Source organism: Paenibacillus woosongensis (assembly GCF_009725165.1).
GTDB classification, from domain to species: domain Bacteria; phylum Bacillota; class Bacilli; order Paenibacillales; family Paenibacillaceae; genus Fontibacillus; species Fontibacillus woosongensis.
On sequence record NZ_WNZW01000001.1, the window covers coordinates 282,294 to 305,764 of the forward strand.

Annotated in this window: 25 protein-coding genes; 7 read left to right on the forward strand and 18 right to left on the reverse strand. The window is 51.4% G+C overall.

The genetic code is table 11. From position 1 onward, the window contains the following. Nucleotides 1-34: 34 nt before the first annotated feature. The gene (locus tag GNP95_RS01395) at nt 35-1,258 is read left to right on the forward strand and encodes an MFS transporter (RefSeq protein WP_330163211.1); all 1,224 of its coding nucleotides are present in this window, start codon (nt 35-37) and stop codon (nt 1,256-1,258) included. Nucleotides 1,259-1,410: 152 nt separating this feature from the next. Here the strand turns inward: GNP95_RS01395 and GNP95_RS01400 are convergent, their stop codons facing one another. Next, nucleotides 1,411-2,040 (reverse strand): class I SAM-dependent methyltransferase, encoded by a 630-nt coding sequence (locus GNP95_RS01400; RefSeq protein ID WP_155609137.1) that lies wholly within the window; start codon nt 2,038-2,040, stop codon nt 1,411-1,413. A 130-nt stretch (nt 2,041-2,170) separates the two neighbouring features. Between GNP95_RS01400 and GNP95_RS01405 the strand changes: the two genes are divergently transcribed. Next, complete coding sequence (locus tag GNP95_RS01405; protein ID WP_155609138.1) at nt 2,171-3,316, forward strand: THUMP domain-containing class I SAM-dependent RNA methyltransferase; 1,146 nt, start codon at nt 2,171-2,173, stop codon at nt 3,314-3,316. A gap of 80 nt (nt 3,317-3,396) precedes the next feature. Further along, nucleotides 3,397-5,352, forward strand: coding sequence for an LTA synthase family protein (locus GNP95_RS01410; protein ID WP_155609974.1), 1,956 nt, complete (start codon nt 3,397-3,399; stop codon nt 5,350-5,352). 114 nt (nt 5,353-5,466) lie between these two features. Here the strand turns inward: GNP95_RS01410 and GNP95_RS01415 are convergent, their stop codons facing one another. The 9 genes from GNP95_RS01415 to GNP95_RS01455 all read right to left on the reverse strand — a co-directional run bounded on the left by GNP95_RS01415 (nt 5,467) and on the right by GNP95_RS01455 (nt 10,543). Then, a complete protein-coding gene (locus tag GNP95_RS01415; RefSeq protein WP_155609139.1) occupies nt 5,467-5,697 on the reverse strand; it encodes a YuzB family protein in 231 nt (76 codons plus the stop codon). A gap of 26 nt (nt 5,698-5,723) precedes the next feature. Continuing rightward, nucleotides 5,724-6,026, reverse strand: a complete 303-nt coding sequence (locus GNP95_RS01420) for a HesB/IscA family protein (RefSeq protein ID WP_155609140.1) — start codon at nt 6,024-6,026, stop codon at nt 5,724-5,726. Between the two features lie 89 nt (nt 6,027-6,115). Continuing rightward, the gene (locus GNP95_RS01425) at nt 6,116-6,355 is read right to left on the reverse strand and encodes a YkvA family protein (protein WP_330163213.1); all 240 of its coding nucleotides are present in this window, start codon (nt 6,353-6,355) and stop codon (nt 6,116-6,118) included. A 110-nt stretch (nt 6,356-6,465) separates the two neighbouring features. Next, nucleotides 6,466-7,389 carry a M14 family metallopeptidase gene (locus tag GNP95_RS01430; protein ID WP_230873626.1) on the reverse strand — a complete coding sequence of 308 codons (924 nt, stop codon included), beginning with the start codon at nt 7,387-7,389 and terminating at the stop codon, nt 6,466-6,468. 42 nt (nt 7,390-7,431) lie between these two features. Further along, on the reverse strand, nt 7,432-8,067 hold the full coding sequence (locus GNP95_RS01435; protein ID WP_330163214.1) for a TraX family protein: 636 nt from the start codon (nt 8,065-8,067) through the stop codon (nt 7,432-7,434). Between the two features lie 136 nt (nt 8,068-8,203). Further along, nucleotides 8,204-9,019 (reverse strand): glutamate racemase, encoded by an 816-nt coding sequence (gene racE, locus GNP95_RS01440; RefSeq protein WP_155609144.1) that lies wholly within the window; start codon nt 9,017-9,019, stop codon nt 8,204-8,206. Between the two features lie 186 nt (nt 9,020-9,205). Continuing rightward, a complete protein-coding gene (locus tag GNP95_RS01445; RefSeq protein ID WP_330163215.1) occupies nt 9,206-9,655 on the reverse strand; it encodes a YtxH domain-containing protein in 450 nt (149 codons plus the stop codon). A gap of 132 nt (nt 9,656-9,787) precedes the next feature. Further along, nucleotides 9,788-10,228, reverse strand: a complete 441-nt coding sequence (locus GNP95_RS01450) for a DUF86 domain-containing protein (protein ID WP_330163216.1) — start codon at nt 10,226-10,228, stop codon at nt 9,788-9,790. 27 nt (nt 10,229-10,255) lie between these two features. Next, nucleotides 10,256-10,543 carry a Dabb family protein gene (locus GNP95_RS01455; protein ID WP_155609145.1) on the reverse strand — a complete coding sequence of 96 codons (288 nt, stop codon included), beginning with the start codon at nt 10,541-10,543 and terminating at the stop codon, nt 10,256-10,258. A gap of 177 nt (nt 10,544-10,720) precedes the next feature. Here GNP95_RS01455 and GNP95_RS01460 point away from each other — a divergent pair, with 177 nt between their 5' ends. Then, nucleotides 10,721-11,038 carry a DUF2642 domain-containing protein gene (locus GNP95_RS01460; protein ID WP_155609146.1) on the forward strand — a complete coding sequence of 106 codons (318 nt, stop codon included), beginning with the start codon at nt 10,721-10,723 and terminating at the stop codon, nt 11,036-11,038. 77 nt (nt 11,039-11,115) lie between these two features. Continuing rightward, nucleotides 11,116-11,952 carry a patatin-like phospholipase family protein gene (locus GNP95_RS01465; RefSeq protein WP_330163217.1) on the forward strand — a complete coding sequence of 279 codons (837 nt, stop codon included), beginning with the start codon at nt 11,116-11,118 and terminating at the stop codon, nt 11,950-11,952. An 89-nt stretch (nt 11,953-12,041) separates the two neighbouring features. On the opposite strand, the gene GNP95_RS01470 is transcribed toward GNP95_RS01465, so the two are convergent. Together GNP95_RS01470 and GNP95_RS01475 are read right to left on the reverse strand one after the other, a co-directional pair. After that, the gene (locus tag GNP95_RS01470) at nt 12,042-12,653 is read right to left on the reverse strand and encodes a DUF1266 domain-containing protein (RefSeq protein ID WP_196427038.1); all 612 of its coding nucleotides are present in this window, start codon (nt 12,651-12,653) and stop codon (nt 12,042-12,044) included. A gap of 35 nt (nt 12,654-12,688) precedes the next feature. Beyond that, nucleotides 12,689-14,581, reverse strand: coding sequence for a J domain-containing protein (locus GNP95_RS01475; RefSeq protein WP_155609148.1), 1,893 nt, complete (start codon nt 14,579-14,581; stop codon nt 12,689-12,691). Nucleotides 14,582-14,741: 160 nt separating this feature from the next. Here GNP95_RS01475 and GNP95_RS01480 point away from each other — a divergent pair, with 160 nt between their 5' ends. After that, nucleotides 14,742-15,080 carry a winged helix-turn-helix transcriptional regulator gene (locus GNP95_RS01480; protein WP_330163279.1) on the forward strand — a complete coding sequence of 113 codons (339 nt, stop codon included), beginning with the start codon at nt 14,742-14,744 and terminating at the stop codon, nt 15,078-15,080. Beyond that, nucleotides 15,077-15,994 (forward strand): DsbA family oxidoreductase, encoded by a 918-nt coding sequence (locus GNP95_RS01485; protein WP_155609150.1) that lies wholly within the window; start codon nt 15,077-15,079, stop codon nt 15,992-15,994. Before GNP95_RS01480 ends, GNP95_RS01485 begins: the two co-directional genes overlap by 4 nt. A gap of 98 nt (nt 15,995-16,092) precedes the next feature. Here the strand turns inward: GNP95_RS01485 and GNP95_RS01490 are convergent, their stop codons facing one another. The 6 genes from GNP95_RS01490 to GNP95_RS01515 form a co-directional block, all read right to left on the reverse strand. Then, nucleotides 16,093-16,887, reverse strand: coding sequence for a Nif3-like dinuclear metal center hexameric protein (locus GNP95_RS01490; protein WP_155609151.1), 795 nt, complete (start codon nt 16,885-16,887; stop codon nt 16,093-16,095). Between the two features lie 46 nt (nt 16,888-16,933). Then, on the reverse strand, nt 16,934-17,953 hold the full coding sequence (locus GNP95_RS01495; protein WP_155609152.1) for a protein-glutamate methylesterase/protein-glutamine glutaminase: 1,020 nt from the start codon (nt 17,951-17,953) through the stop codon (nt 16,934-16,936). Nucleotides 17,954-17,973: 20 nt separating this feature from the next. Then, nucleotides 17,974-18,789: a CheR family methyltransferase gene (locus GNP95_RS01500; protein ID WP_155609153.1), complete on the reverse strand. Its 816-nt coding sequence runs from the start codon at nt 18,787-18,789 to the stop codon at nt 17,974-17,976. Between the two features lie 15 nt (nt 18,790-18,804). Next, nucleotides 18,805-20,499 carry a methyl-accepting chemotaxis protein gene (locus tag GNP95_RS01505; protein ID WP_196427039.1) on the reverse strand — a complete coding sequence of 565 codons (1,695 nt, stop codon included), beginning with the start codon at nt 20,497-20,499 and terminating at the stop codon, nt 18,805-18,807. 124 nt (nt 20,500-20,623) lie between these two features. Continuing rightward, on the reverse strand, nt 20,624-21,121 hold the full coding sequence (locus tag GNP95_RS01510) for a chemotaxis protein CheW (protein ID WP_155609154.1): 498 nt from the start codon (nt 21,119-21,121) through the stop codon (nt 20,624-20,626). A gap of 76 nt (nt 21,122-21,197) precedes the next feature. Continuing rightward, nucleotides 21,198-23,288, reverse strand: a complete 2,091-nt coding sequence (locus tag GNP95_RS01515; RefSeq protein ID WP_155609155.1) for a chemotaxis protein CheA — start codon at nt 23,286-23,288, stop codon at nt 21,198-21,200. Nucleotides 23,289-23,471: the final 183 nt, after the last annotated feature.

The window sequence follows — 23,471 nt, forward strand, 5'->3', positions numbered from 1 at the left end:
AGACCGTACGGAAAGAGAAAGGATGTGAGAACAAGTGAAGGACAATACCTGGAAAGTGAACGTCCTTGTGCTTTGGTTCGGTCAGTTCCTCGTCAACGCAGGCATGACCATGATCACTCCGTTTCTGTCTCTATACCTCGCAAGGGATTTGAATGTGCAGGGCGAGCAAGCCATCGGTTTCTGGGCAGGATCGATTTTTGCTGCGAATTTTGCCACGGCATTTATTTTCCAGCCGATTTGGGGCAAGCTCGCCGATCGCTACGGCCGCAAAATCATGCTGCTGCGCTCCGGCTTCGGGATGGCGATCGTCATCACATTGATGGGCTTCGCGACACAGCCCTGGCATTTACTGGCTCTGCGCATGCTGAACGGAACGATTTCGGGATTCAATCCCGCCGCGGTCGCACTCGTCTCAGGAACCGCGCCCAAGGAGCGGATGGGCTTTGCCATGGGCGTGGTGCAATCCGGCATCGTCGCCGGGACGATTCTCGGTCCGCTGATCGGCGGACTGCTGGCCGAATGGGTCGGATTCCGGCCAATATTCTATATTACGGGCATCCTGCTGTTCGTTGCCTCGGTCCTCGCCATGCTGTTTGTTCGCGAGAGCTTCGATCGCGAGGAAGCGGCTCATGTCCCGCAAATCTCCATTTTGCAGGGGTTCATGGAGCTGAATAAAACGCCTCAGCTCACATCGCTGTTCGCAGTAACCTTTCTGCTGCAATTCGCCATGTTAAGCCCGATGTCGCTCCTGCCGATATATGTGGAGCATTTACACGGCATCGCCGCTAACGTGCCGTTCTGGGCGGGCATGGTCACCGCCGCTACCGGCATATCGAATATGATTACCTCGCCCGTGCTGGGGAGAGTCAGCGACAAAATCGGGGCGCACCGCATTTTGACGTACTGCCTGATCGGAGCCGCCGCAACGCTGATTCCTCAGGCCTTCGTGCAGAGCGTCTGGCAGCTGATCATCGTCCGCTTCCTGTTGGGTATATTCATGGGCGGCCTTCTGCCCAGCGTTAACGCACTTATCCGGCATTATACGCCCGACGGCATGGAGAGCCGGGCTTTCGGCTTCAACAGCAGCACGCTCGCGCTGGGGAACATGCTTGGCGCTTTGATCGGAGGCTTTTTGTCCGGCTATATTGGCATTGAGGGCATCTTCATCATTTCCGGCGTGCTTCTCTTATGCAACACCGTCTGGGTCCGCTTGAAGCTGTATTCGAAGCCGAAGCTGGGCTCTTTGAAGCAAGGCTGAAGGCGGTGTTTCACCTGTGTGGAAGCACAACAACATTCGCATTCTTTCAGCCGCTTGATGTTCGTCTTTACCTGCAAAATAACCTCGCCAAAGCGGCGAGGTTATTTCTTTTACATTGCAAACTCACATGTATGCAGTATGCAAAATAAACATTATTTAACGAGCGCTAGAGCTAGACCGTCAAAGGCCGGTAAAAAGGTGCTTAGGAGACGTTCGTCCCGGGCAATCATTTCATTGAACTTGCGCATGGCAAGTACGGCAGGGCCGTTTTTGTCCGGGTTCAGGGTTCGGCCGCGCAGCAGCGTGTTGTCCCCGGCGATGATCGCCCCGGGTAGTGCCAATTTGATCGCATATTCCAAATATACCGGGTAATTCTCTTTGTCTGCATCGATAAAGAAGAAGTCGAACCGCCGCTCCTGCCGCTCCAGCTCGATCAGGCTGTCCAGGGCCGGACCGACCCGATAGTCCACAATCTCTCCGTAACCGGCTGCCGCCATATTGCTGCGGGCCAAAGCTGCATTCTCTTCCTTCAGCTCCAATGAGACGAGCTTCCCGCCCTCGGAAAGTCCTCTCGCCAGGCAAATTCCGCTGTATCCGCCCAGCGCGCCGATTTCCAGAGCCGACTTGGCCCCGGAGGACTTGACCAGCAAAGTCAGCAGCCTGCCGTAGCCCGGGACGACCGATACGTCCCTGATTCCGCTGTCTTCAATCGATTGCTTCACTTTATTCAACTGTTCATCCTCAGCGTATAATTCCTCGCTGTATTGTTCAGGGGTTAACATAAAATCGGATGCTCCTCTCAGCCTGAATTCTTGCCGAATTCGTTTGTATCTTCATTGACATTGTCCTATACTGAATTGTATGGTTTTTAGACGATGACTACAACTGACAAAACGGAGTTGATATATTCATATGCCAGGTCCACTGCAATTAATCGCGACCTCCCCTATGGGACTTGAAGCCGTCGTGGCTAGGGAACTTAAAGAACTGGGGTACGAAGATACGAAGGTTGAGAACGGGCGGGTGAATTTCACCGGAGATTTCATTGACATTTGCCGCTGCAACTTATGGCTGCGCACGTCAGATCGCGTGCTAATCAAAATGGGTGAATTCTCTGCGGTCACGTTCGATGAGCTGTTCGAAGGAACAAAGGCGCTCCCTTGGCAGGACTGGATTCCGGCCCATGGCGAGTTCCCCGTCGAAGGCCGTTCCCACAAATCCCAGTTAAGCAGCGTTCCCGCATGCCAGGGAATTGTCAAAAAAGCGATTGTCGAGAAGCTCAAGGAATCCTACCGCACCGAATGGTTCGAGGAAACCGGACCGCGCTACGTCATTGAAATCAATCTGCTGAATGACATAGCGCTGCTGACGCTCGATACGACCGGACCGGCATTGCATAAACGCGGCTACCGCAAGCTGGCGACTGAAGCTCCTCTGAAGGAGACCATGGCTGCCGCCATGATTTTGCTCAGCCGCTGGAATCAGAATCCGTCGCGCCCTTTCTATGACCCTTGCTGCGGATCAGGGACACTGCCGATTGAAGCCGCGATGATCGGCTGGAATATCGCCCCTGGGCTGCGCCGTTCCTTCAACGCCGAGGGGTGGCCAGTCCTTCCTGAGGAACTGTGGCAGCAAGCGCGCGAAGAAGCGTTCGACGCGGTACAGGATGATATCCCGCTGAACATCGCCGGCAGCGACATTGATCCGAATGCGATCGAGATAGCCACGGCTTCCGCCAAGAGCGCCGGGCTCGGCAAGGAGATCGCTTTTGAGGTTCTGCCAGCAGCCAGAATACAGCCCCAGGGCGACTACGGCTGCCTGATCACGAACCCGCCGTACGGCGAGCGGATCGGTGAGGAGAAGGAAGTCCGCAAGCTGATTTCCCAGCTTGGCCGGGTGGCAGCCGGGCTTCCGACCTGGTCGTTCTTTGCACTCACGCCTACCAAGCAATTCGAGCATGATTTTCAGCGCAAGGCAGACAAACGCCGCAAGCTGTTCAACGGCCGAATCGAGTGCCAATATCTGCAATTTCTGGGTCCCCTTCCTCCGCGGCATTAATGCCCGGGAAGGGGTTTCCCTTTGAAAGGAGTTGAGGACCTGTGCCGAAGCATCCAGGCCGTTCATCGAAATTCGGCTGCATGCGTCTATGGCGGCTGATTCCGGGCATTTTGCGCTATCGCCATCTCGAGTATCCTTTATTCGTCTTCGCCTTGTTCTGGAAGCTCCGCTATCTGCATCACAACTTAAATGCGAACAATATAGATATGAACCGGCTGGATAACCTCATCGCGATCGGATCGCTGATCCTTGCCTCCTTCTGGACGCTATGGCTGAGCACCCGCGCCCGTTCGACAGCCCTCGCGCTGCTGAATGTCCTGCTTACGGGCGTTATTTTCGCCGACCTTGTGTACTACCGGTATTTCAGGGATTTTATTACGGTGCCTGTCCTCCTTCAAGCGGGCCAGGTCGGAGAACTTGGCGAGAGCATCTCCTCCCTGATCATGCCTAGCGACATATGGCTTGCCGCCGACTGGTTGATCGCGGCTGTCATTCTTGGCGCCTGGCTTCTTCGCCGGCGGCTCAATTCTCAGCGTCTACAGCAGGACAGCAACGGCAATACTGGCGCCTCCTATGCAAAAGGCGGAAAACGGCCGATGGCCCGCCTGCTTATGGGACTGCTGGCCTTTGTGCTTGGATATGTCCTGACGATCGGGCCGATCCAGCATTACAAGAACACCTGGGCCGGCGAGTTATTTACGGGCAACTGGTGGAATTTGTCCCTATATAATATCACCGGGCTGTTCGGGTTCCATTATTACGATGCTTACCGCTACGCCAAGGAGCATTTGAGCAGCAAGCCAGCACTAACCGCAGAAGAACACGAGGAAATCAAGCGCTGGTTCCGCGAAGCCGCAGAGAAGCGCAAGGCACATAACGATACTTTTGCCGCTTATAAGGATAGCAATGTCATCGTCGTTCAGGTGGAAGCCCTGATGAATTTTGTAATTGGGAAACAGATCGGCGGAGAGGAAATCACACCTCATCTCAACCAGCTCATGAAGGACAGCATGTACTTTGCGGGCTATTATCATCAGACAGGGCAAGGGCGTACCTCAGATGCTGATTTTTCCTCGAACAGCTCCCTGCACCCGCTGCCTACGGGCTCAGTCTTCGTCCGCTTTCCGAATCACAATTACGATATGCTCCCGCAAATACTAGGCGAACACGGCTATGAGACAGGGGCTTACCATGCGTACGAAGGCAGCTTCTGGAACCGCAATGCCATGTACAAGGCGATGGGCTATGATCATTTTTATCACAAAAAGCACTACATGATGGATGAACCGCTCGGCTGGTCGCTTGGGGACAAATCCTTCTTCCGCCAGTCGCTCGACTTCATGACGCGGGACAGCGGGCAGCCCTTCTATGCCTTTCTAGTAACTCTGACAAGCCATCACCCCTATCAGCTGCCGGCCTCAGAACGCAAGCTAGATGTCGGCGAATTCCAGGGAACCCTCTTCGGCAGCTATCTAGAATCCGTTCACTATGCCGATGAAGCCTTAGGACAGCTCATCGAAGGAATGAAGCAGAAAGGGATATGGGATCATACGATTCTGTATGTATACGGGGATCATGATAATTCGCTTAAGGATAAAGGGCCTTATGAGCAGTTCCTGGGCAGATCATTGTCAGAGCTCGACATGCATCAAATTATGAATCAGGTGCCCCTTATAATTCATCTGCCGGACAACGGACAAGCCGGCGTGTACCAGGAGCCAGCGGGACAGCTGGACATGGCGCCCTCTATTCTTCATCTGCTCGGAATTAAGACCGATTCCTATTACATGATGGGCAACGATTTATTTGGAAGCGGAGACCGCTTCGTCGCGCTGCGCTCGGGGGCATTTACCGATGGGCGCGTGTACTACACTCCTTCCGCCGATGGCCTCTTCGAGCACGGGGATTGCTACAGCCTCGACACAAGAGAGCTGACAGATATAGAGCAGTGCCGTCGAGGTTATGAAGAAGCGAAACTGCGCCTGTCCATATCGGACCGGGTCATCCAGTACAATCTGCTCCGGGAGTATCGCTAAATTGATCTTTGTTGATCCTTACATCCTGCTCCCTGCCCGCAACGCAAAGAAGAGCTGCTTATCTCGCAAGAGAAATAAGCAGCTCTTCTTGGTTCGGATGCTTCTTTCAACGCTTTATTTGGGCTTCTTCACGAAAGGAGCCGCCTTGGTCAGTACCTCGTCTTCGGTCGGAGCGCTGATGTAGCGTCCGTTAATGTATACGAACGCCCGCTTCCCGCATGGGCCGCAATAAGATTTGCAGCCAACCTTAATCTCCGCGTCCGGCGCCAGCTTCTGCAGCTTGGGCACGAACGTCTTCATCCGTATATGATTGCATTTATCGCATATGCGAATGTCATTAGCCATGCTGAATCCCTTCTTCTTTCAAAGTGCTAGTGATCACCGTGATTTCCTTTGGATGGATTCGTAATAACGAAGCCTTCCTCCGGAAAATATAGATAGTCGATCTTCACGCCTTCAAGAAGCGGTTCGTTCAGATCAATAACGACGTCGATGTCCTTATCCGTAGCTACGATTTGGTCCGTCTCGGCAGGCTTGACCAAATCGAGTCCGTAATGGGCGTGATCCCCATGAGCATGAGTGATGAACACTTTCAGCACAAGACCCTTGTTCTCTTCTTTATCCAATTCCCTCTTTATCACCTTCGCCGCATTGCGGGTAATTTTTACGCTCATATGATCGCTCCTATCTTCTTATGACTACCTAACATTCCTATTGTAAAGAATGTCAACGGTTCACGCAAGCATGTCTCCCCTCTGCCTGATTAGGTTAACGGATGCTTGCGCTCGGCTCTCCCCACGAACCAGTCCATCAGCAGCATTGTCACGGCCATATCGTCTATCGGAATAAACGGCAATACGTCCGGCAGCACCCAATAGGCCAGGGCTGGAACGATCAGCAGCAGCTTGTCCCATACAGGAACCCGCGATGAGGCAAGCAGCCTTGGAACGCGGCGGAATATATGCGACCAATGCCGGAGCGACCACAATCTTCTCCATTTCACAACTGCTTCCCCCTCCTCTTTGCGCCATCGCCTTATCATTCATTATGGCCGGTATGGCTTATTCATTACAATACCCTAATTTAGGCCATTTAAAAAAGCAAATCCGGGGGTTACCCCCGGATAAACTCGGTCAACAGCGGCTTGATTTCTCCATAAATTGCCTCAAATTGCCCTGCCGGCAGCGGGTTGACGCCAACCCCCGCTTCGATCGTAAAGCCGGGACGGCGAAATTCGCTAATGAACCAGTCCTTGTAACCTGCATCGCTGCCTGTAAGCTTCACCGCCCTATATCCGCTGGCCTGGGCTAGCCTATCGGCTAAAGCTTCGGAGCCATCCGGCTCCAGGTCCCGGTAATTCCAATAAATTTCACGCCCCTGGGTATGCAGCGACGCTACTCTGCTGAACCCCAACCTTCGCGTCAGGCTGGCGAGCGCGGCGGCTTCCGGCTCGCTTAGCGGCGCGCTTCCCCCGTAGTCCTGAGGGGCTGGGCCGCCCGTACTGCGCCGGGCTCGCTCCTCCTCCCAGCCCGCGGGAAATTGATCGTTAAGATCGACGCCGCGGATATTTGCCTTCCAGCGGCTGAAATCTTCCACACCGCTGTTCCACGATAAGAGGTGCTCCCTATAGGGACATTCCGGCCATAAGCCATCCTGCGACAAATTTATACCGTCTGGATTGGCCATCGGCACCGCCCATAGCGTTATCCGGTCCAGCAGACCCTCGGTCAGCCTGCCGGCCTCTCCCCTGCCGGACGAGGATTCCAGCTCAGCCGCCAGCTCTTCGATGAAGCGAAGCAGCAGCGGCGTCGTAATCCACTCATTGGCATGAACCGAGGCGTTCACATGAACGCACTCCTCCCCGCTTCCTAGCACGAGTGCATCGATGGATTTGCCGAGCACGCTTTTGCCAACCTCCACGCGCCTTAGACAGCCGTAACGTCCTTGCAGCTGTCTAATATCGGCTATCCCGTCCTCATAGCGGTATCCTTTATGGATGCGCACGATAGGCTCCAGGCCATTGCTTACTGACGCCAACACCTCTATTCCTCCTTTATTGAGCGCCGGGTCGGCCAGCAGCTACTCGCCAATAAGGTGAACGATCACGGCAAGCACGGCCAAATGCGCCGGGTAGAACGTTCTCCAGAGCCAGCGAGGCATCCGCCACGACTCCAGCCTTCTCCATAAATTCGGCCCGTACGCAATGATCATCGTCGGAATGATGCTAAAGAGCTGGATGACCCAGCCGTAAGCAAACAGCGCAGCCAAGTTCAATAATAAATGCATTCCGACGAGCATCGGACCGGGCTTCATATAATTGAATATAAGCATGAGAAGCAGTCCATATGCTCCATATTCGAAGGGAAACACCTCGAACAGCGCACAAACCAGGGCAATCAGCGCGTAGGAGATCCAGCTTGGAGATAGCCCATCGAGCACACGAAGCAGGATCGCCGCTGCGCAAAGCGAGAAGACGACATTCAATTCATTCGTATCAAAAGCCAGTTGATACGGAATTTGCGACAACGCCGCGATACCGAGCAGCCGGAGCACGTATTTGCCGCGCGAGGATGTATGCCGATGCCCTAGCGCCAAAGCGTAAGCATATAGGGGAAATGCGATTCGGCCTATGATTCTCCAGAGGGGCTGATCGGGAAAAAAGAGCAATCCTACATGATCGATCAGCATCGTCAACATGGCGAGCAGCTGCATCATTATCCTCCTTCATCCATTTTAGCGTTATTTTTTATTGTAATATTGCTTACACTACGCTTGGCTTATTAGCGAGCTGACACAAAAACAACCTTTGCCGGATAACTCCTGCCGGCAAAGGTTGTTCGCATTTTCCAGCTTAGGAAGGCGTGGAAACCTGCCATACGATGGGGGTAAGCTCGATCTGCTCCCCCAGCCACTGGCGGGCGATTTTGTTGAACATTTCCGAATCCCCGCTGCAAAAAAACTGATGAATCGGACTTTCATTGCCCCGGGCCAGCTGCCCTTTCTGATACAGCACGGTGCTGATCTCGCGCGCGGTCTCGTCTGCGGAACTGATCAGCTTCACCTTCGGCCCCATGACTGCCTGAATCGAACGCTTCAGGAATGGATAGTGCGTGCACCCGAGGATCAGGCAATCGATCGGATGCTGCTTCATTTCCTGCAGCGAATGCTCCACGACCAGTTGTGCCTCCGGTGTCTCGAACTGCCCCTTCTCCACCAGGGGAGCAAAATCCGGGCACGCTTCGCTCTCCACGTCGATCGCGGGATTGAGCTCCTTCAAAGCCGTAATATACGCTCCGCTATTAATCGTGCCGACCGTACCGATCACCCCGACCCGGCCCGTCTTTGTGGCGCTGATCGCAGCCCTTGCCCCAGGATGTATTACCCCGATGACCGGGATGCTTACCTTCTTCTTAATGTGCTCGAGTGCAGCTGCTGTTGCAGTGTTGCACGCGATGACAATCATTTTCGGATTGAATTGAATCAAATAGTCCACGATTTGCTCGGTAAACAAAGTGACCTCTTCCGGAGACCGGGGCCCGTATGGAGATCGGGCGGTATCCCCGAAATAGATGATTTTCTCTCTGGGGAGCTGTCTCATGACTTCTTTGGCCACGGTAAGACCGCCCACTCCCGAGTCTAATATTGCGATGGCTTGCTGCACGAACATACCGCTTCCTTTTATTATAGTTTAGATGCTTTACGTTACTTTATGACCGTTCATCCTAAAGTGTACTAATTAATATTACCCCATGCCACGAGAACGTGACAAGGAACGAACACGGGAGCCTGTCCTGCTAAATGCGAGAAAAAAGACCCTGCAGGGTCCTTTTCTTCATCATATTCGGCGATTCGATTATGCTTGGATTGTATCCTTATCCTCATTCTCAGCCAGGGCCGTCTGCTCGGTAGCTTCGGCTATTTCAGCAGCTTCGTCAGCGTCGGCTTCGATGGCTGCAGCTGCGAACGCTTCCGCTTCTTCGGTTTCGTTCTCCCCAGGGAATGCGGAGATCTGCACTTCCTTGCCTTCATCCGGGTTTTCTTCCTCGCCCTTGCTCTCACGCCAGGCCTGAATGTCATGAATGATATTTCCAGCGGTTTCCTTTACAATCTCGGCCAAATGAACGCTCTGTTCAGTAACCTTGCCGGCAATCTCGCCTGTTTTCTCTCCGACCTGACGCGCCCCGTCAGCAATATCCTTGCGGAGCTCTTTTCCCGGTTTAGGAGCAAACAGCAGCGCCGTAACCGAACCGACAATCGTACCGATGGCTGCGCCCCATATCCACCCTTTGTTTCCTTTGCTCACGATACATCTCTCCTTATGCGGCACGCCCGTACATCAGGGCTAATGCCTATATAGTTAATTCATTATAAGCAGCAGATGCTTGTTTCGACACAACGTGAAGAGGACATTTTGGGATAATTTCCTGCAAGCCGGTCAGCTCTCGATTCCTTCCTGATCCAAATATGCACGAACGCGCTCAGCAAAGACAGTAAGCGCCCCTGCTTCCTTCAATTGCTTCAAGAGAGCTGCAACTGCCCCGCGGTCGACGGCAAAATACTCCTGCACCAGCGGCTTGCGCAGACGTACCAGCTCGATCAAAACAGCATGCAGGCCCGCGTCCACCACTTTCTCGTCCAGCATAATATCGATGATGTCCTCATAACTGCTTGCATCCCGCATAATAAAGCCATCGATTAAATAGCTCCCTACATCCGTAACGATTTCCAGCGCCAGATGAAGCGCTCTCTCTATGGCGTAACGTTCCAAGAGCCTTGAATTCTGAGCCTCTAACGTATCCGGTGAATTCAGAACCTGTACAATTTCCGGCAGCATATGTAATCTGCGCTCGATTTGTTCCCGATTAACGTAATACACGAAAGTCTCCTCCTTCCACGTGCCGTATTAGAATTCAAAATCAACAGCAACCTGGCTCTCTCTGGCTTCCGCCATATGCTCGATCACTTTCTTATGCACAGGGTGCACTTGATAGCCCTGCAGATCCTCAAGGGAATCAAATGTGGTAACCAGCGCTATATCGTAAGAACGCGAAGACTTGACGACGTCGATCCCTACCTCGATGCTGCGAAGCTGCTCGATCTTTCCTTCCATATCGCGAAGAACGCCAGCCGTTCTCTCAATGCTCTCCGGCGAAGAATCCTTTAGCTTGAACAATACAATATGTTTAATCATAGCCTGCTCTCTCCTTAAAAATTAATAACTATCAATATACCTATCATACCGCATTTTTACACGTACTAATATCTTAAAATAACTTTACGCTGCTGGCAGCACACTTGTCCAAACTCTATGAATCTATCGAGCATACGATATATTGCGATTCACATCATATTCAGAAAGGAGGAATCTATGATGGGCATCTTCAGCCGCTTGTTCAAACGGCGCAAGCTGGAGCTCCGCCTGCTGCATGCTGGGCTAGAGCTGCTGAAGCAGCGGGTTGAGCATTTGGAAAGCCTGCTCGCCGCAGCTACATTCCCCGATTCCGAGACGGTGGAACGGCTCAGCAAATTCGCCGGCGAGTCTCTTGCCATTCAGACAATGAGCTTAACCATTCCTGGAACACTGGTCGCTGTTCATAGTGATAATTTTGAAATCCGCGATACAAACAGAAGGCTTGTCTTTATTCCCGCCGCAAAAATCATATCTGTTACGTTTGATAATAAATAGCTCCGACATTAAACTATAATATAGAAGTGTTTATTCCTGTTATTTCATCCTATATGTACCTAATGAGGTGAGTTGAAGTGCCAAGCTTAATATTGGAAGGGGGAACTCTGCGCCCGATTTTCAGCGCGGGCGTCATGGATGCGCTGCTGGACGAGGAAATTATGTTCCCTTATTGCATTGGAGTATCCGCGGGAATCAGTAATGGATTTTCTTATATATCCAAGCAGAAACGAAGGAACCTGGATATCGTGGAGCAGTACCGCAACGATCCCCGCTACATTGGATACCGGAATTTTCTGCGCCATCGCAGCCTGTTCGGGCTGGATTTCATCTTTGGTGAAATTCCAGGCCAACTGATCCCTTTCGATATGGAAACGTTCAACAGCTATGAAGGCAAGCTGCTTGTCGGCGTTACCAACGCGTTGACCGGCCGGCCGGAATATATGGATGGTCTGCAAATTGACGAAGCAATGACCATGCTCAGGGCTACCTGTGCCATTCCCATGTTTTTTCCGGCAATCGAAATGGACGGCGCCAAATACTATGACGGCGGGTTAACCGACCCGATTCCGATCCGCAAGGCCGTTGAGGACGGCAATGAGAAGCATTTAATTATTTTGACCCAGCCGGAGGGGTACGTTAAAACATTCAGCAAGCAAAATGCAGCGGTAGCCAGATTATTAAGACGAAAATACCCGCTGCTGGAGGAAATATTGCTGACGAGGCATGAACGTTATAATGAGACTGTCGCCTATTGCGAGCGATTGGAGCAAGAGGGCCAAGCGGTCATTATCCGTCCGAAGGTGCCGCTGGACAGCTTTGAGAAGAATGTCGGCAAGCTGCGCGATACATGCCAGCATGGCTATGATCTGGCGATGGAGCATATGAAAGACATCCGCAAACTGTTCCATTAAGCAAGTGGAATTAGGGGGAAGCATAATTTGTAAGAAGGCTTGATCACTGGATCAAGCCTTCTCTAATGGCCTTTTGTTCATGCTGAGCCCTACAATTTGGCTCGCCAACTGATCCGCTTGCTGGGACTGAGCCTTCGGGACAGCATTCGCGCGTGCATATACGTGCTGTAATCCTCTTTTTGAGATTTATCGTTGCCGCTAAGATAATGCATACCGGCGATGCAGGCCAAATGATATTCGTCCCAGCTCTCATACTGGCTCTGAGCCAGCTTGGCAATTTCTCGTGAAAAGAACCGCGCTTCATTGAAAGCCAAATAACCCAATCTGACGCCAGATTGAGCGACGGCCAGATATAACGCATAATCATAAGCCGCAATCCCCGGCCGGCCCAAATTAGGCATGAGCTGGTTAACCCGCCTCAATTTGCTCTTCCGCTCATCGGAGTCTGGAAGACTGGCAATGTACAGGTCGCGCTCCGTCATTGGCAAGGCAGCCAGACTATCCCTCAACTGTTTGAACTCTGATCTGTATCCCTCATACAGCAGCCATTTCAGTTTTCTGTCGCAAGTTATTGAACTTTTTATTCCATAGTGATGATACATCCAATTGTCGAGCAATTGACTGGACAGCACGCTGAGCCGATTCAACCCCGCGACACTGTGATCGTTCAGCGGGTCATTCAAAAACAGTGCTTCAGTCATCGCACAATAAAAAATCCGACTTCTCAATGCTCTAATCATAGGCTTGTCCTTTCCGAATAAGCAGCTTTCCACGCTTTTTTCTTCTTCATATGCAAACGAAGACCCCAGGTTACACAACATAGGAATAAATAAAAAGCCAACGAATTTCCCCGGCCGACCATAGACTTGTTCTGAAGCTGCGGACCTTCTTCGATATATTTCGGATAAAGCTTAGACGTCTTCTGGGTTTCGGCGGGCAGACCGCGAAGTGAAAAAGAGACTGCAGACTCAACATCCGTGGATTCCAGCATACGTGCATACCCGGTGATGGTCACGGGGCGCATCAGCAGCGAAGCGCTGTCCCCAAGCCATTTTTCCGATAGAAATACGATGTGCTGCCCTTCCAAGCTTCCAATGTAAATATAGTGCTTGGCAAAGCCGTAATACTGCAAATTCTTCTCAGATGCGGATCTCCCCTGAATCATTGTAGTTCCTTTCATTTCGCCCATTTGCAGTTCATACAGGCCTAAACCAACGTCCAATACGTCCGTAAGAGTTATGGTCACATAGCTGTTTTTTGGGGCATTCTCCAGTTGATCAAGGCTTGTAACCGTAGCGGTCTTCTTGATGTTTGTCTCCATCATCACAGAATGCACATACCAGCCTAAGCTGAGCAGCGTGAGTACAAACACACAGATCTGCAGCCAAGATGATTTCAGTTCGAACTTCTGTCGTCGGGCTGCTCTCCGTTCGTTGTACAACTTCCTTACATGCTCAGGGTGAGCATGAGCCAATCCTTGCAGCGCCTGTACCGCTTCCAGAGAAGCGGGATCTGCCTGCTCTCCTACCTCCAGATAACATGTTCTGGCCCTGTCTTCTTGGCCTAGCTTCAGCCAGCAATGGCCCAGCGACAGCTTGGCCTCCATCAGATGCGGTATCCGAGACAGCACCCATTGATAGTCCTCTACAGCTTGAGCATACTGTCCTTGCCGGAAGAAGATGCGAGCCCGAGCAAGGTAGCCCTCCATCTCATCCGGCACGACTCTGATCTGCCTTCCATAAGCCTGCAGGGCTTGTTCCTCGTTCCCCTTTCGCAAGTAATATTCACCCAGCAGACGGAGCAGATCGGGATCTTCGGCAAAGAGACCATAGGCTTCTTCAAGAAATCTCCCTGCTTCCTTCAAATCATTGACGAACAGGGCTTGAAAGCCCTTATACCGGCAGCTTAAAAATCGGTCATAGTCGATATTGCCCGCACTTAACAGAAACTCATAATTTAGCCCAGGTTCGGCCAACTGCTTATCATAGTACTCTAGGAAGGGATCGGCTCCGGCAAATTCTTGCTCTCTCCATTGCGCCGTAAACTCGTGTCTCCATCCAAAGAAGCCCTCCAGCAGCTGCCACACTTCTTGAGGCAAATAGCGGCGGCTTTTTAGTACCTCGAACATCCGCCAGTTAATTTCATCTTTACTATAGATGTCCCAAGCTATCTTGGAATTGAGCAGCTCAATCCATGCGTCTCTTGAAATCCGGGTTGGGAAATGGTCATATATGGCGATTGCTTGCGCTATGAACTCATCGACACTTTCGGAGGAATCCCCAAGTTCATGAAGCTCTGTTTCCGAAAAAACAACCCCGGCATCACGCGGGAGCCTAGAAATGAAAACGGCCGCGTTCTCTTCGCCTTCCTGGTCTTCTTGGTCTTCTTGGTCTTCTGGCTCGTGTCGCTCTATGGTTTGAACAGGGATGTGATCATCTGAACGATCTATCCGCTGCTTAACTAGCTTTATTGCCCGGTCATATGCCTCGCGGAGCTCCTGATACCCCTCGGCGTCTTCCTCTGGATGATAAACCTGAAGCTGCTTGGCATATGCCCGCTTAATTTCCTTGATATCATTTGTAGGCTCAATGCCAAGCCGCTGCCAAATCGTCATAAAAAATCCCGTCATAACGCTCTCCCTATGAATATGTAAATTTTTCGGACATCCCCCTTATTTTATCGGAGCGAGCACAATTCTGCATTAATTTTATGTATAATTTTTATACTTGCTTTATTTTTTATAGCGGATATAATTAATATATCTCATGTTACATAGGGAGGCGATAATTATTCAAGTTTGCCCGTACCTAGAGTATTCCTTCAGCATCCTTGGGAAGAAGTGGAATGGATTGATCCTTCATTATCTGTCCCTATGCGCAAATGGTTCCGCTCATTTCTCGGATATCAAGCGGGATTTAGCGGACATCACATCAAGGGCCTTGTCCTTGAAGCTGGCCGAGCTGATCGAATACGGTTTAATCGAGAAGAAGATTACGGCAAACCCCGCGGTTACCATTTCATATGAATTGACGGAGAAGGGCCGGTCTTTAACGGCAGCGTTAACGCCTATCCAGAAATGGGCTCAGCAATATGAGAATCTACACGGAAAAGAGGAAGAAAACATATGACAACCCAGAATATGATGTGTGATTTACAAACAGGAGTATGCGGTGAAGCGGGCGACGATACGGTGGAGCTTATCGATCTGAACGAGCCTGAGAAGAAAGTGAAGCTTTATTATGTCACCGATCCCATCTGCTCCCACTGCTGGGCGCTTGAGCCCGTACTAAGACGCTTTCAGGAGCAATACGGACATTATTTCCAGTTCCATACGGTAATGGGCGGTTTGCTGGAGAGCTGGAACGGCTTTGCCGATGTCAGCAACGGCATTCAAAGTCCGGCAGATGTAGCCGGCCACTGGCGCGAAGTCGGCGAACATTCCCGCATGCCGATCGACGGCTCACTGTGGCTGGATAATCCCGTGCAATCCTCATACATTCCCTCTCGAGTATATAAAATCATTCAGCAGCAGAATGTGCAGCTGGCAGATACGTTTTTGCGGCGGGCGAGGGAAGCGGTTTTTGCCTTCAATCGAAACATCGGTACCGACGAAGTGCTCGCCGATATCGTCAGCCAAGTGGGCCTGAATGGAGCCGATATCGTTGACCAAGCCGCCATGCCTGCTGCACAGAGTTTGCTGGAGGAGGATTTCGAGCTGTCCCGGTCGCTTGGAGTACGGGGCTTCCCGACGATCATTATGGTCAATAGTGACAATAAAGGCGTGAAAATCGTCGGGGCCAGATCATTAGCAGACTATGTGAAGGCACTGTCCCAAGTATTGGAAGCAGAATCCCTGCAGGTACGCGCCGTTCCGGAAATGGCAGCCCTTCTAATGAGAGAGAAGCGCTTATTCTCCAAAGAAATTGAAATCATGTACGATCTTGAGCAGCAAGAAGTGGCAACATTTCTAGAAAAGTCCCTCCCTGTGGACAAGTATTCACTTTCACAAATTGTCGGAGAATCATACGTAGAATCCAAGTAAGTCAACTCATGCGGATTTATTTTTGCAGCAAACAAAAGCAAAGACGGCTGCCGCGAGGAACCTCGGGCACCGTCTTTGCTATTAAGGCGTATTGATGATCACACAATTTGATATAGCGGCTGTTCCTCCAGGAAATGAACCGGAACTGCCGGGAACCACGTTTCCAGCCGCTTCGCTAAAGCTCTCATGCCAGGCGCCTCGCTCTCGGCATGGCCGAGCATGATTAAGGCACGAGACCGTCCTTGCTGCCAGCTGTCTCGCACATACTCGGGCGTCTCCCACTCCGGCCCCTCTCCGGCAATAATCAAATCCAGATTCTCTTGGGCAAATAAAGGAATCGCATTTGCGCCGCCGCCGCGATACCCGACCAGCAATCCTGTCCGTCTGCAGCGCATCGTCATATCCCCGGCAACACGGACGTATGGGACATTAAGCTTCAGCTTCAAATGATCCGCAATCTCGGCTACAGTCATATCCGGCAGATCAAGGATCGTCGAGGCCGGGTGAATGCGATCAATATAATCCTCCCAGTCCAATGCCTGCACTAAGCCAGCCGTAATTCCGTCCGGCTCGTATTTGTGAATGTAGTCATGGAGCCTGAACATCGCGAGCCCCGAAGCCTCGATCAATCCCTGCTTCTGTGCGTAGACCGAATCCCCCTGCAGCCAATCCGTCTGGCTATGATGGCTGTAATAAGGGCCTTCATGAGTAATCAATAAATTGACGCCCAAGTCAGCGGCATGCTGAATCACCTGCTGCGTCGGCATAAATGTAATGCCAATTCCAGTTACGGAGTCGCCCGGATCTCCCGTTAGAAGCCTGTCCACCGTATTCTCTAGAGCGGGTGCAGGCGCCGTCAATTGATCCAAAACCTGCTGTATCGTAATCGCCAAATGGAGTCCTCCTTCATTACATCGCTCGATCCTTCACTCCAACCGATTATAGCATGGCGTTGATCAGGCGGGGAATGTTCTGCAGCGCAGCCTGCTTCTCCACGGCGCCCAGTTCATAGGCAGCCCTGGGCATTCCGTAAACAACTGACGATTCCTCGTTCTGCCCGATCGTCCTTGCTCCTCTTCTGCGCATGGCGAGCATGCCTCTCGCTCCGTCATAACCCATGCCAGTCAGAATCACACCAAGCGCCTCTTTGCCGGCTTCCTTGGCGACAGATTCGAACAATACGTCAACTGAGGGACAATGCCCGCTTACCTTTTCCCCCTGAGAACAAACGACTTTATAACCGCTGCCAAATTTCCTGATCCTGATATGGCGGTCGCCAGGTGCCATCAATACCTTGCCGGGCTCGATGATATCGCCTGTTTCCGCCTCCTTGACCATCCATGCGGTGAACCGGTTCAACCGCTCCGCAAACATCGTGGAGAACACCGGCGGGATATGCTGGACAATGACAAGCCCTGGGTAACGCTGTGGATGCATCAGCTTCAACAGATTATAAATGGCTTCCGTGCCTCCTGTTGAGGCGCCTATGGCAATCAGCTTCTTGTCCGTGCTCATCCTCTCTGCATGAGGAACAGGTTCGATGACCGTCATGGCAGGACTGACAACCGTTGCCTTGGCAGCGATATGGATTTTCTGAATCAATTCCTCCACGAACGGCTCAATCCTGCCGAGAGCGCTCATATCGGGCTTGGTCATGAAATCCACCGCCCCCACGCTCATGGCCTCAAACACTGCTTGGCTCACCGCGCTGACAATAACGACGGGCAGCGGATGCTGAGGCAGGAGGCGGCGCAGAAATTCAATGCCGTTCATCCTCGGCATTTCCACATCACAGACCATCACATCCGGATTGTACCTGATGATTTTATCCCTAGCGTCAAAGGGATCGTTTGCGGTCGCCACCACTTCCAGCGCGGGGTCAGTGGATATTCCTTTGCTTATAAAAGTCCGAAACAACAAAGAATCATCGACGACCAGTACTTTTATCCTGCTTTTCATACGCCTCCTACTGCCTTCCCTCAATTCTTGCGGAACACCGCAGGCATAACATAATGGAATCGGCTCTGCGTCTTGTCAATCGTCTCCGAATGCCCGATAAACAGGTACCCGCCCGGCTCGAGCCAATCATAGAAACGCTGAATAAGCTCCGCTTTTGTGCGGTTATCGAAATAGATCATGACATTTCTACAAAAGATAACGTGAAACTTCCTGCGGAAAGGAAACCTCAGCGACATCAGATTAAACCGCCTGAAAATAATCTCCCTGCGGATGCCCTCGGCAATTTGGACCCGGTCCTCGTCCAGCTTTGTAAAATATGTGTTCCTCCAATGCTTGGGGAGATTCCCGATCGTTCCCTTCTCGTATATTCCCTGTCTCGCCAGACTAAGCACCTTGTCCGATATATCTGTGGCCAACAGCTTTGTATCCCACTCCTTCTTACTTATGCCGAAATATTCGTCCATCAGCATAGCGAGGCAGTATGGCTCCTCTCCCGTTGAGCATCCGGCGCTCCATATGCGCAAATCCCTGCTCGCCACAGTCTGCTTTAAATACGGCAATACATGGTTTTTAAAATAATGAAAATGATTCGCTTCCCGCATGAAAAACGTGTGGTTGGTCGTAATTTTATTGATCAGCGTACCCATCGCGGCTCCGCTTTGATCCGAGACCAGATACTCGTAATAATCGGTAAAATTATCAAGGCCGAGCTGCAGGAGAACCTGATGCAGCCTGCCGAGCACTAGCATTTTTTTCTCCGGCTTCAGATAAATGCCGCTGTTCGAATGAATATAAGAGGCGAGCTGCGCAAATTCTCTATCCGTTATCGTAAACATCGGTTGTCATGATCCTCAATATTTGCCAAAGTCGTGATCCGACAGCATAATTTTACGCGGCGCGGTTCCGGCCGCTGCAGGGTCGCCGTCTTCTGCAAATGCCTGCATTCTTTTCTTCTCCGACATCGAATCGAGCAGCCTCATCACTTCCGGATTCAACTGCCCATGCTCCCGGTAAGCTGGCGGAGATTGGCTTTTGATCTTGAATCTGCCAACCTGCTCTCTCAACAGCTCTGCCTGATCCGACAGCTCTTCGCTCGCTGCCGCGCTCTCTTCCGAGGTCGCCGAGTTCGCCTGCACCACCTGCGATACCTGCATCAACCCTAAATTGATCTGGTTTACGCCGGAGGCCTGCTCGTTAGAGGCTATAGCAATCTCGTTCACCAGCTCGGCCACCTTTGCCACGTCCTCCACGATATGCTGGAGGGCAGATGCCGTTTCGTTGGCGATTTTCGTGCCGTCCTGCACTTTGCGGATGGAGCCCTCGATCATTTCCGTCGTCTCCTTCGCTGCGTTTGCCGAGCGGGCCGCCAAGTTCCGTACCTCCTCAGCAACCACGGCAAAACCTTTGCCGTGCTGTCCTGCTCTTGCTGCCTCAACCGCGGCATTTAGCGCCAGAATGTTCGTTTGGAAGGCAATCTCATCGATGACCTTAATGATTTTGGAAATGCTCTCCGAAGCTTTGTTGATATCGTCCATGGCGCCCAGCATTTCCTTCATCTGCGTATTGCCCTGGACAGCATTCTCTCTAGCTGTCTCAACTAATACATTGGCCTCTGTCGCATTATCGGCATTCTGCTTCGTCTGCGCGGCAATTTCCTCTAACGAGGCGGTCAGTTGTTCCACAGAGCTCGCCTGTTCCGTAGCCCCTTGAGACAGAGACATGCTCGTCTCAGATACCTGGCGCGAGCCGGAGGAGACTTGCTCTGCTGCCGTATTAATATTCGCCAGGACGTCGTTCATGTTATGCACCATAATTCTGAACGCTTCGGACAGGGCTCCGAGCTCATCCTTCGAATGTACCTGTACCATAACATCCAGGTTTCCGTCCGCAACCTGTTCAGCTGCCTGCTTCACTTCAAAAATCGGGCGCGTGATCAATCTTGTAATGATGAGAGCAATCAACAGCGACAGCACAACGGCTGCAGCAGAACCCGCGATGATCGACGTTTTGGTCATCGACTCTATTCTATCGACTTCCTGGCTGCGCTCTAGCAAGAGTTTTGACTCTATGCCCGAGCTCTCCGCAATAATAGCCCTGAATTCGTCAAAGGTAGCTTTGCCCTTTGCTGCCTGCTCATCTTTAACGATATCGTCCATGGAACCTATGCCGTTAGCAACATTCCGTCTTTGCTGAATGCTATTCTCGGCGACTTGCACCCATTCCTGATGCAAGGATAGAATTTTATTCATCAATTCCTGCTGATATGGATTGTCCGCGGTCAGCTCCTTTACATGATTAAAGCTCTGCTCAAAGCTGGCTTTGCCGCTTACATAAGGTTCAAGAGAACTTTCATTCCCTGTTAGCGCAAATCCGCGCTGCCCGGTCTCCATATTGACCATACTGTCCAGGACGGTTTGCAATCCCATCAGCACTTCATATGTATGTTCGTTCCAATCCATTGCTTTGCTGGTTCTGCTGAAGTTCTGGTAGCTGATCACGGATAATGTCACCAAAATGACCAGGACAGCCATGAATCCGATATTCAACTTTTTGCCAATGCTTAAATTGCGAAATGCTCTAGCCAGGGGAACCACTTCCTCTCCGTTGTCTTATGATTTGAACCTTCGTTGCCAGTATTATTTTCCGGAATATATCCAGAACCCTGCCAGTTTATGGCCGGACGATCTCGCCCAAATCCTCAACCTCTTGCTCGTGAAGCAGCTTCTCGCAGTCTAGAATCAGCTTGACATCCTGCCCGACCTTGCCGATGGCCTTAATGAATTTAGACGTCGATTTATGAAATTCTGGCGGCGGTATCATCTCCTCCTCCGGAATGAACAGCACCTCAGACACGCTGTCCACAATAAGTCCGATAGAGATATCCTTAATGTCGACCACAATGACGCAGGTACGGTCCGTGTAGTCGCGAAAGCTTTTCTTGAAGCGAAGCCTCACGTCCATCACCGGAATGATCTTCCCGCGCAAATTAATAATTCCCCGTAAATAGTCAGGCATTTCCGGAACTTCGGTAATCTTCTGAATGCCGATAATTTCCGTGACATACCTGATTTCAATACCGTAGAATTCCTCCTCCAGTTGAAAGGTCAGAAATTTACCTGTTTGCGTGTCCTCGATTTCGATATCCTCTTGCTGCATCTGACTCGACATGTTATGCCTTCCTCCTTTCTTGGATCACTTCCTTATTCAGCAGCAGCAAAAAAAACAACATGCTTCGCCGCCTGGACTACTTGCCGTTCAGCAAGCCCTGGACGTCCAGGATCAGGCTGATGCTCCCATCGCCCAGCAGCGTACATCCGGAGACGCCTGCAATGCTGGTCAAATTATGGATATATGGAGGCAGCGCCTTTACTACCACCTGCTGCTGGCCAATCAGCTCGTCCGCAAATATGCAAATCTGCCGGTCATTCTGCTCGACCATGATGAGTATCCCCTGCGTCAATCTGGTAACATCGGTCTGAACCCCAAACCGCCTATGCAGCCTTTCGATAGAATAGCATTGTCCGCGCACCATAATCATTTCGCCACCATCCGGATCGGTGATAATATCGCCGGCCTCTGGACGGAAGGACTCCTTGATCGCTGTTGTCGGCAGTGTATAACGAGACTCTCCTACCCTAACGTTCATACCATCGATAATCGCCATAGTCAGAGGTATTCTGATCGTAATCACGGTACCTTCATGCAGGGCGCTGTCAACGGTCACGACACCGCCAACGGATTCGATATTCTTGGTGACCACGTCCATCCCGACTCCGCGGCCGCTAAACTCCGTAATTTGGTCTTTCGTCGAGAATCCGGGCAAAAAAATGAGGCTGTATATTTCTTTATCCGTCATTTCGCTTTCGTTCTTCACGAGTAAATCATTCTGCCTGGCCCGCTGCAGCAGCTTCTCTTTATCCAAGCCCCGCCCGTCATCCCTGATCCGGATCAGCACCTCGCCGCCGGCGTGGCTCGCTTCCAGCGTAAGCGTTCCATACGCCGGCTTCCCTCTCAGTATCCGTTCTTCACCGCTCTCTAACCCATGATCGATGGCATTCCGCACCATGTGCATAATCGGGTCGGCAATATGGTCAATAATGTTCTTGTCTACCTCGGTGTCCTCTCCTACCAGCTGCAGCCGCACATCCTTCCCCAGCTTCTTGCCCATGTCACGGACGATGCGGTGCATGCGCTGAAACGTGCCGGATAAAGGGATCATGCGAATCGACATCACCATATCCTGCATTTCTGTCGTTATTTTACGAAGATGGCGCGAAGCCTTCTGAAATTGCTCCAGCTCCAGGCCGAGTCCCTGCAAATCGGGATTTTGCGTGACCATCGCTTCGGCGATGACAAGCTCGCCAACTAAATCCATAAGCTCATCGAGCTTTGCTATATGTACGCTTATAAAGTTGGACTGCTGGGATGAGGCGCCCCGCTTTGTTTCCTCCTGCGCCCTCGGCGTTGCTTCTCTCAGCGGAATCACAGGAGAATCGAGCTTATGCTGCTCCTTGACCAGTTCGGGCGTGAATTCGCCTACGGACGGAGCACCCGTATCCGGTTGTTTCTCAAGCACGATGCTCCGTACATAGCTGATCTGCTGCAGAAGCTGGTAAATTTGGTCATACGTCTTGTCCGTCTGGAACGACAAACGCAGACCTTCGCGGCGGATATCCGCCACTGCCTTCTCATCTTCCAGCAAATCCTCTGGAACATGGGCGATCGATTGCAGCTCACTCTGCAAGTTCATGACAGCTTGATAGGCGCGAAGGTTCTCCATCTCGCACCCTTCATCGTAGCGGAGAACGGCCATATATCTGAAATGCCCGCTTTCAAGCGATGTCCCTGATTCCTTTGGCTCCATGGGGGACTGCCGGTCAGGAACACTTATTGTCGTACCGCTTGCTGCATTGCCTGTCCCGTGCGACTTCTTCATTTCCGCCAGCAGCGACCTTAACTGTTCAATTAAAAATGAAGCATCACCGTCCGCCGGATCGCCGTTTTTGATTTTCAGCATCTCCACCTTCATGAAATCGATGCTGCCCAGCATCAGCTCAGAGACGGCCGAATCATCGGCAAGCTGAAGCTGCCTTTCCCGAATAAACGAAAAAAGATCCTCCGTTACATGCGCCAAGGTGGAAATGTTGTGAAACTCCATCATGGTGGATGAGCCTTTAATCGTGTGCATGATCCGGAAAATCTCATTAACTACGCCCAAGCCGTAATCCTTTGTTTGCTCGCAATCGAGAATGGTCTGCTCAAGCTGCTCCAGCAAAGTCGATGTTTCGAAGATGAACATCTCCAGAAGCGTATCGATTGACGAATAGTCTGTCATGCGGAACGATCACCTTCTATCTCATATGTATGGAATAATGGGTATTTAGGCCTTTGTTATTAGGTATTTTATCATGCTGAGTATAAAAACGGAACGAGATATTGTCGAATTATGAATTATTTAAATTTATTTTGTCGAATTATGTCTCTTTGTCCAATTTGGCCTAATTGTTCGAATATGAAG

Excerpts from the sequence above, each read along its gene's own strand:
- GNP95_RS01420 (WP_155609140.1), bottom strand. The coding sequence starts at position 6,026 with ATGAGCGTAAAAATTACCCGCAATGCGGCGAAGGTGATAAAGAGGGAA.
- GNP95_RS01400 (WP_155609137.1), bottom strand. The coding sequence starts at position 2,040 with ATGTTAACCCCTGAACAATACAGCGAGGAATTATACGCTGAGGATGAA.
- GNP95_RS01485 (WP_155609150.1), top strand. The coding sequence starts at position 15,077 with ATGACAACCCAGAATATGATGTGTGATTTACAAACAGGAGTATGCGGT.
- GNP95_RS01515 (WP_155609155.1), bottom strand. The coding sequence starts at position 23,288 with ATGACAGACTATTCGTCAATCGATACGCTTCTGGAGATGTTCATCTTC.
- racE (WP_155609144.1), bottom strand. The coding sequence starts at position 9,019 with ATGTTCGTGCAGCAAGCCATCGCAATATTAGACTCGGGAGTGGGCGGT.
- GNP95_RS01435 (WP_330163214.1), bottom strand. The coding sequence starts at position 8,067 with ATGATGCAGCTGCTCGCCATGTTGACGATGCTGATCGATCATGTAGGA.
- GNP95_RS01475 (WP_155609148.1), bottom strand. The coding sequence starts at position 14,581 with ATGACGGGATTTTTTATGACGATTTGGCAGCGGCTTGGCATTGAGCCT.
- GNP95_RS01470 (WP_196427038.1), bottom strand. The coding sequence starts at position 12,653 with ATGACTGAAGCACTGTTTTTGAATGACCCGCTGAACGATCACAGTGTC.
- GNP95_RS01495 (WP_155609152.1), bottom strand. The coding sequence starts at position 17,953 with ATGAAAAGCAGGATAAAAGTACTGGTCGTCGATGATTCTTTGTTGTTT.
- GNP95_RS01410 (WP_155609974.1), top strand. The coding sequence starts at position 3,397 with ATGCGTCTATGGCGGCTGATTCCGGGCATTTTGCGCTATCGCCATCTC.
- GNP95_RS01460 (WP_155609146.1), top strand. The coding sequence starts at position 10,721 with ATGATGGGCATCTTCAGCCGCTTGTTCAAACGGCGCAAGCTGGAGCTC.
- GNP95_RS01510 (WP_155609154.1), bottom strand. The coding sequence starts at position 21,121 with ATGTCGAGTCAGATGCAGCAAGAGGATATCGAAATCGAGGACACGCAA.
- GNP95_RS01500 (WP_155609153.1), bottom strand. The coding sequence starts at position 18,789 with ATGTTTACGATAACGGATAGAGAATTTGCGCAGCTCGCCTCTTATATT.
- GNP95_RS01455 (WP_155609145.1), bottom strand. The coding sequence starts at position 10,543 with ATGATTAAACATATTGTATTGTTCAAGCTAAAGGATTCTTCGCCGGAG.
- GNP95_RS01415 (WP_155609139.1), bottom strand. The coding sequence starts at position 5,697 with ATGGCTAATGACATTCGCATATGCGATAAATGCAATCATATACGGATG.
- GNP95_RS01405 (WP_155609138.1), top strand. The coding sequence starts at position 2,171 with ATGCCAGGTCCACTGCAATTAATCGCGACCTCCCCTATGGGACTTGAA.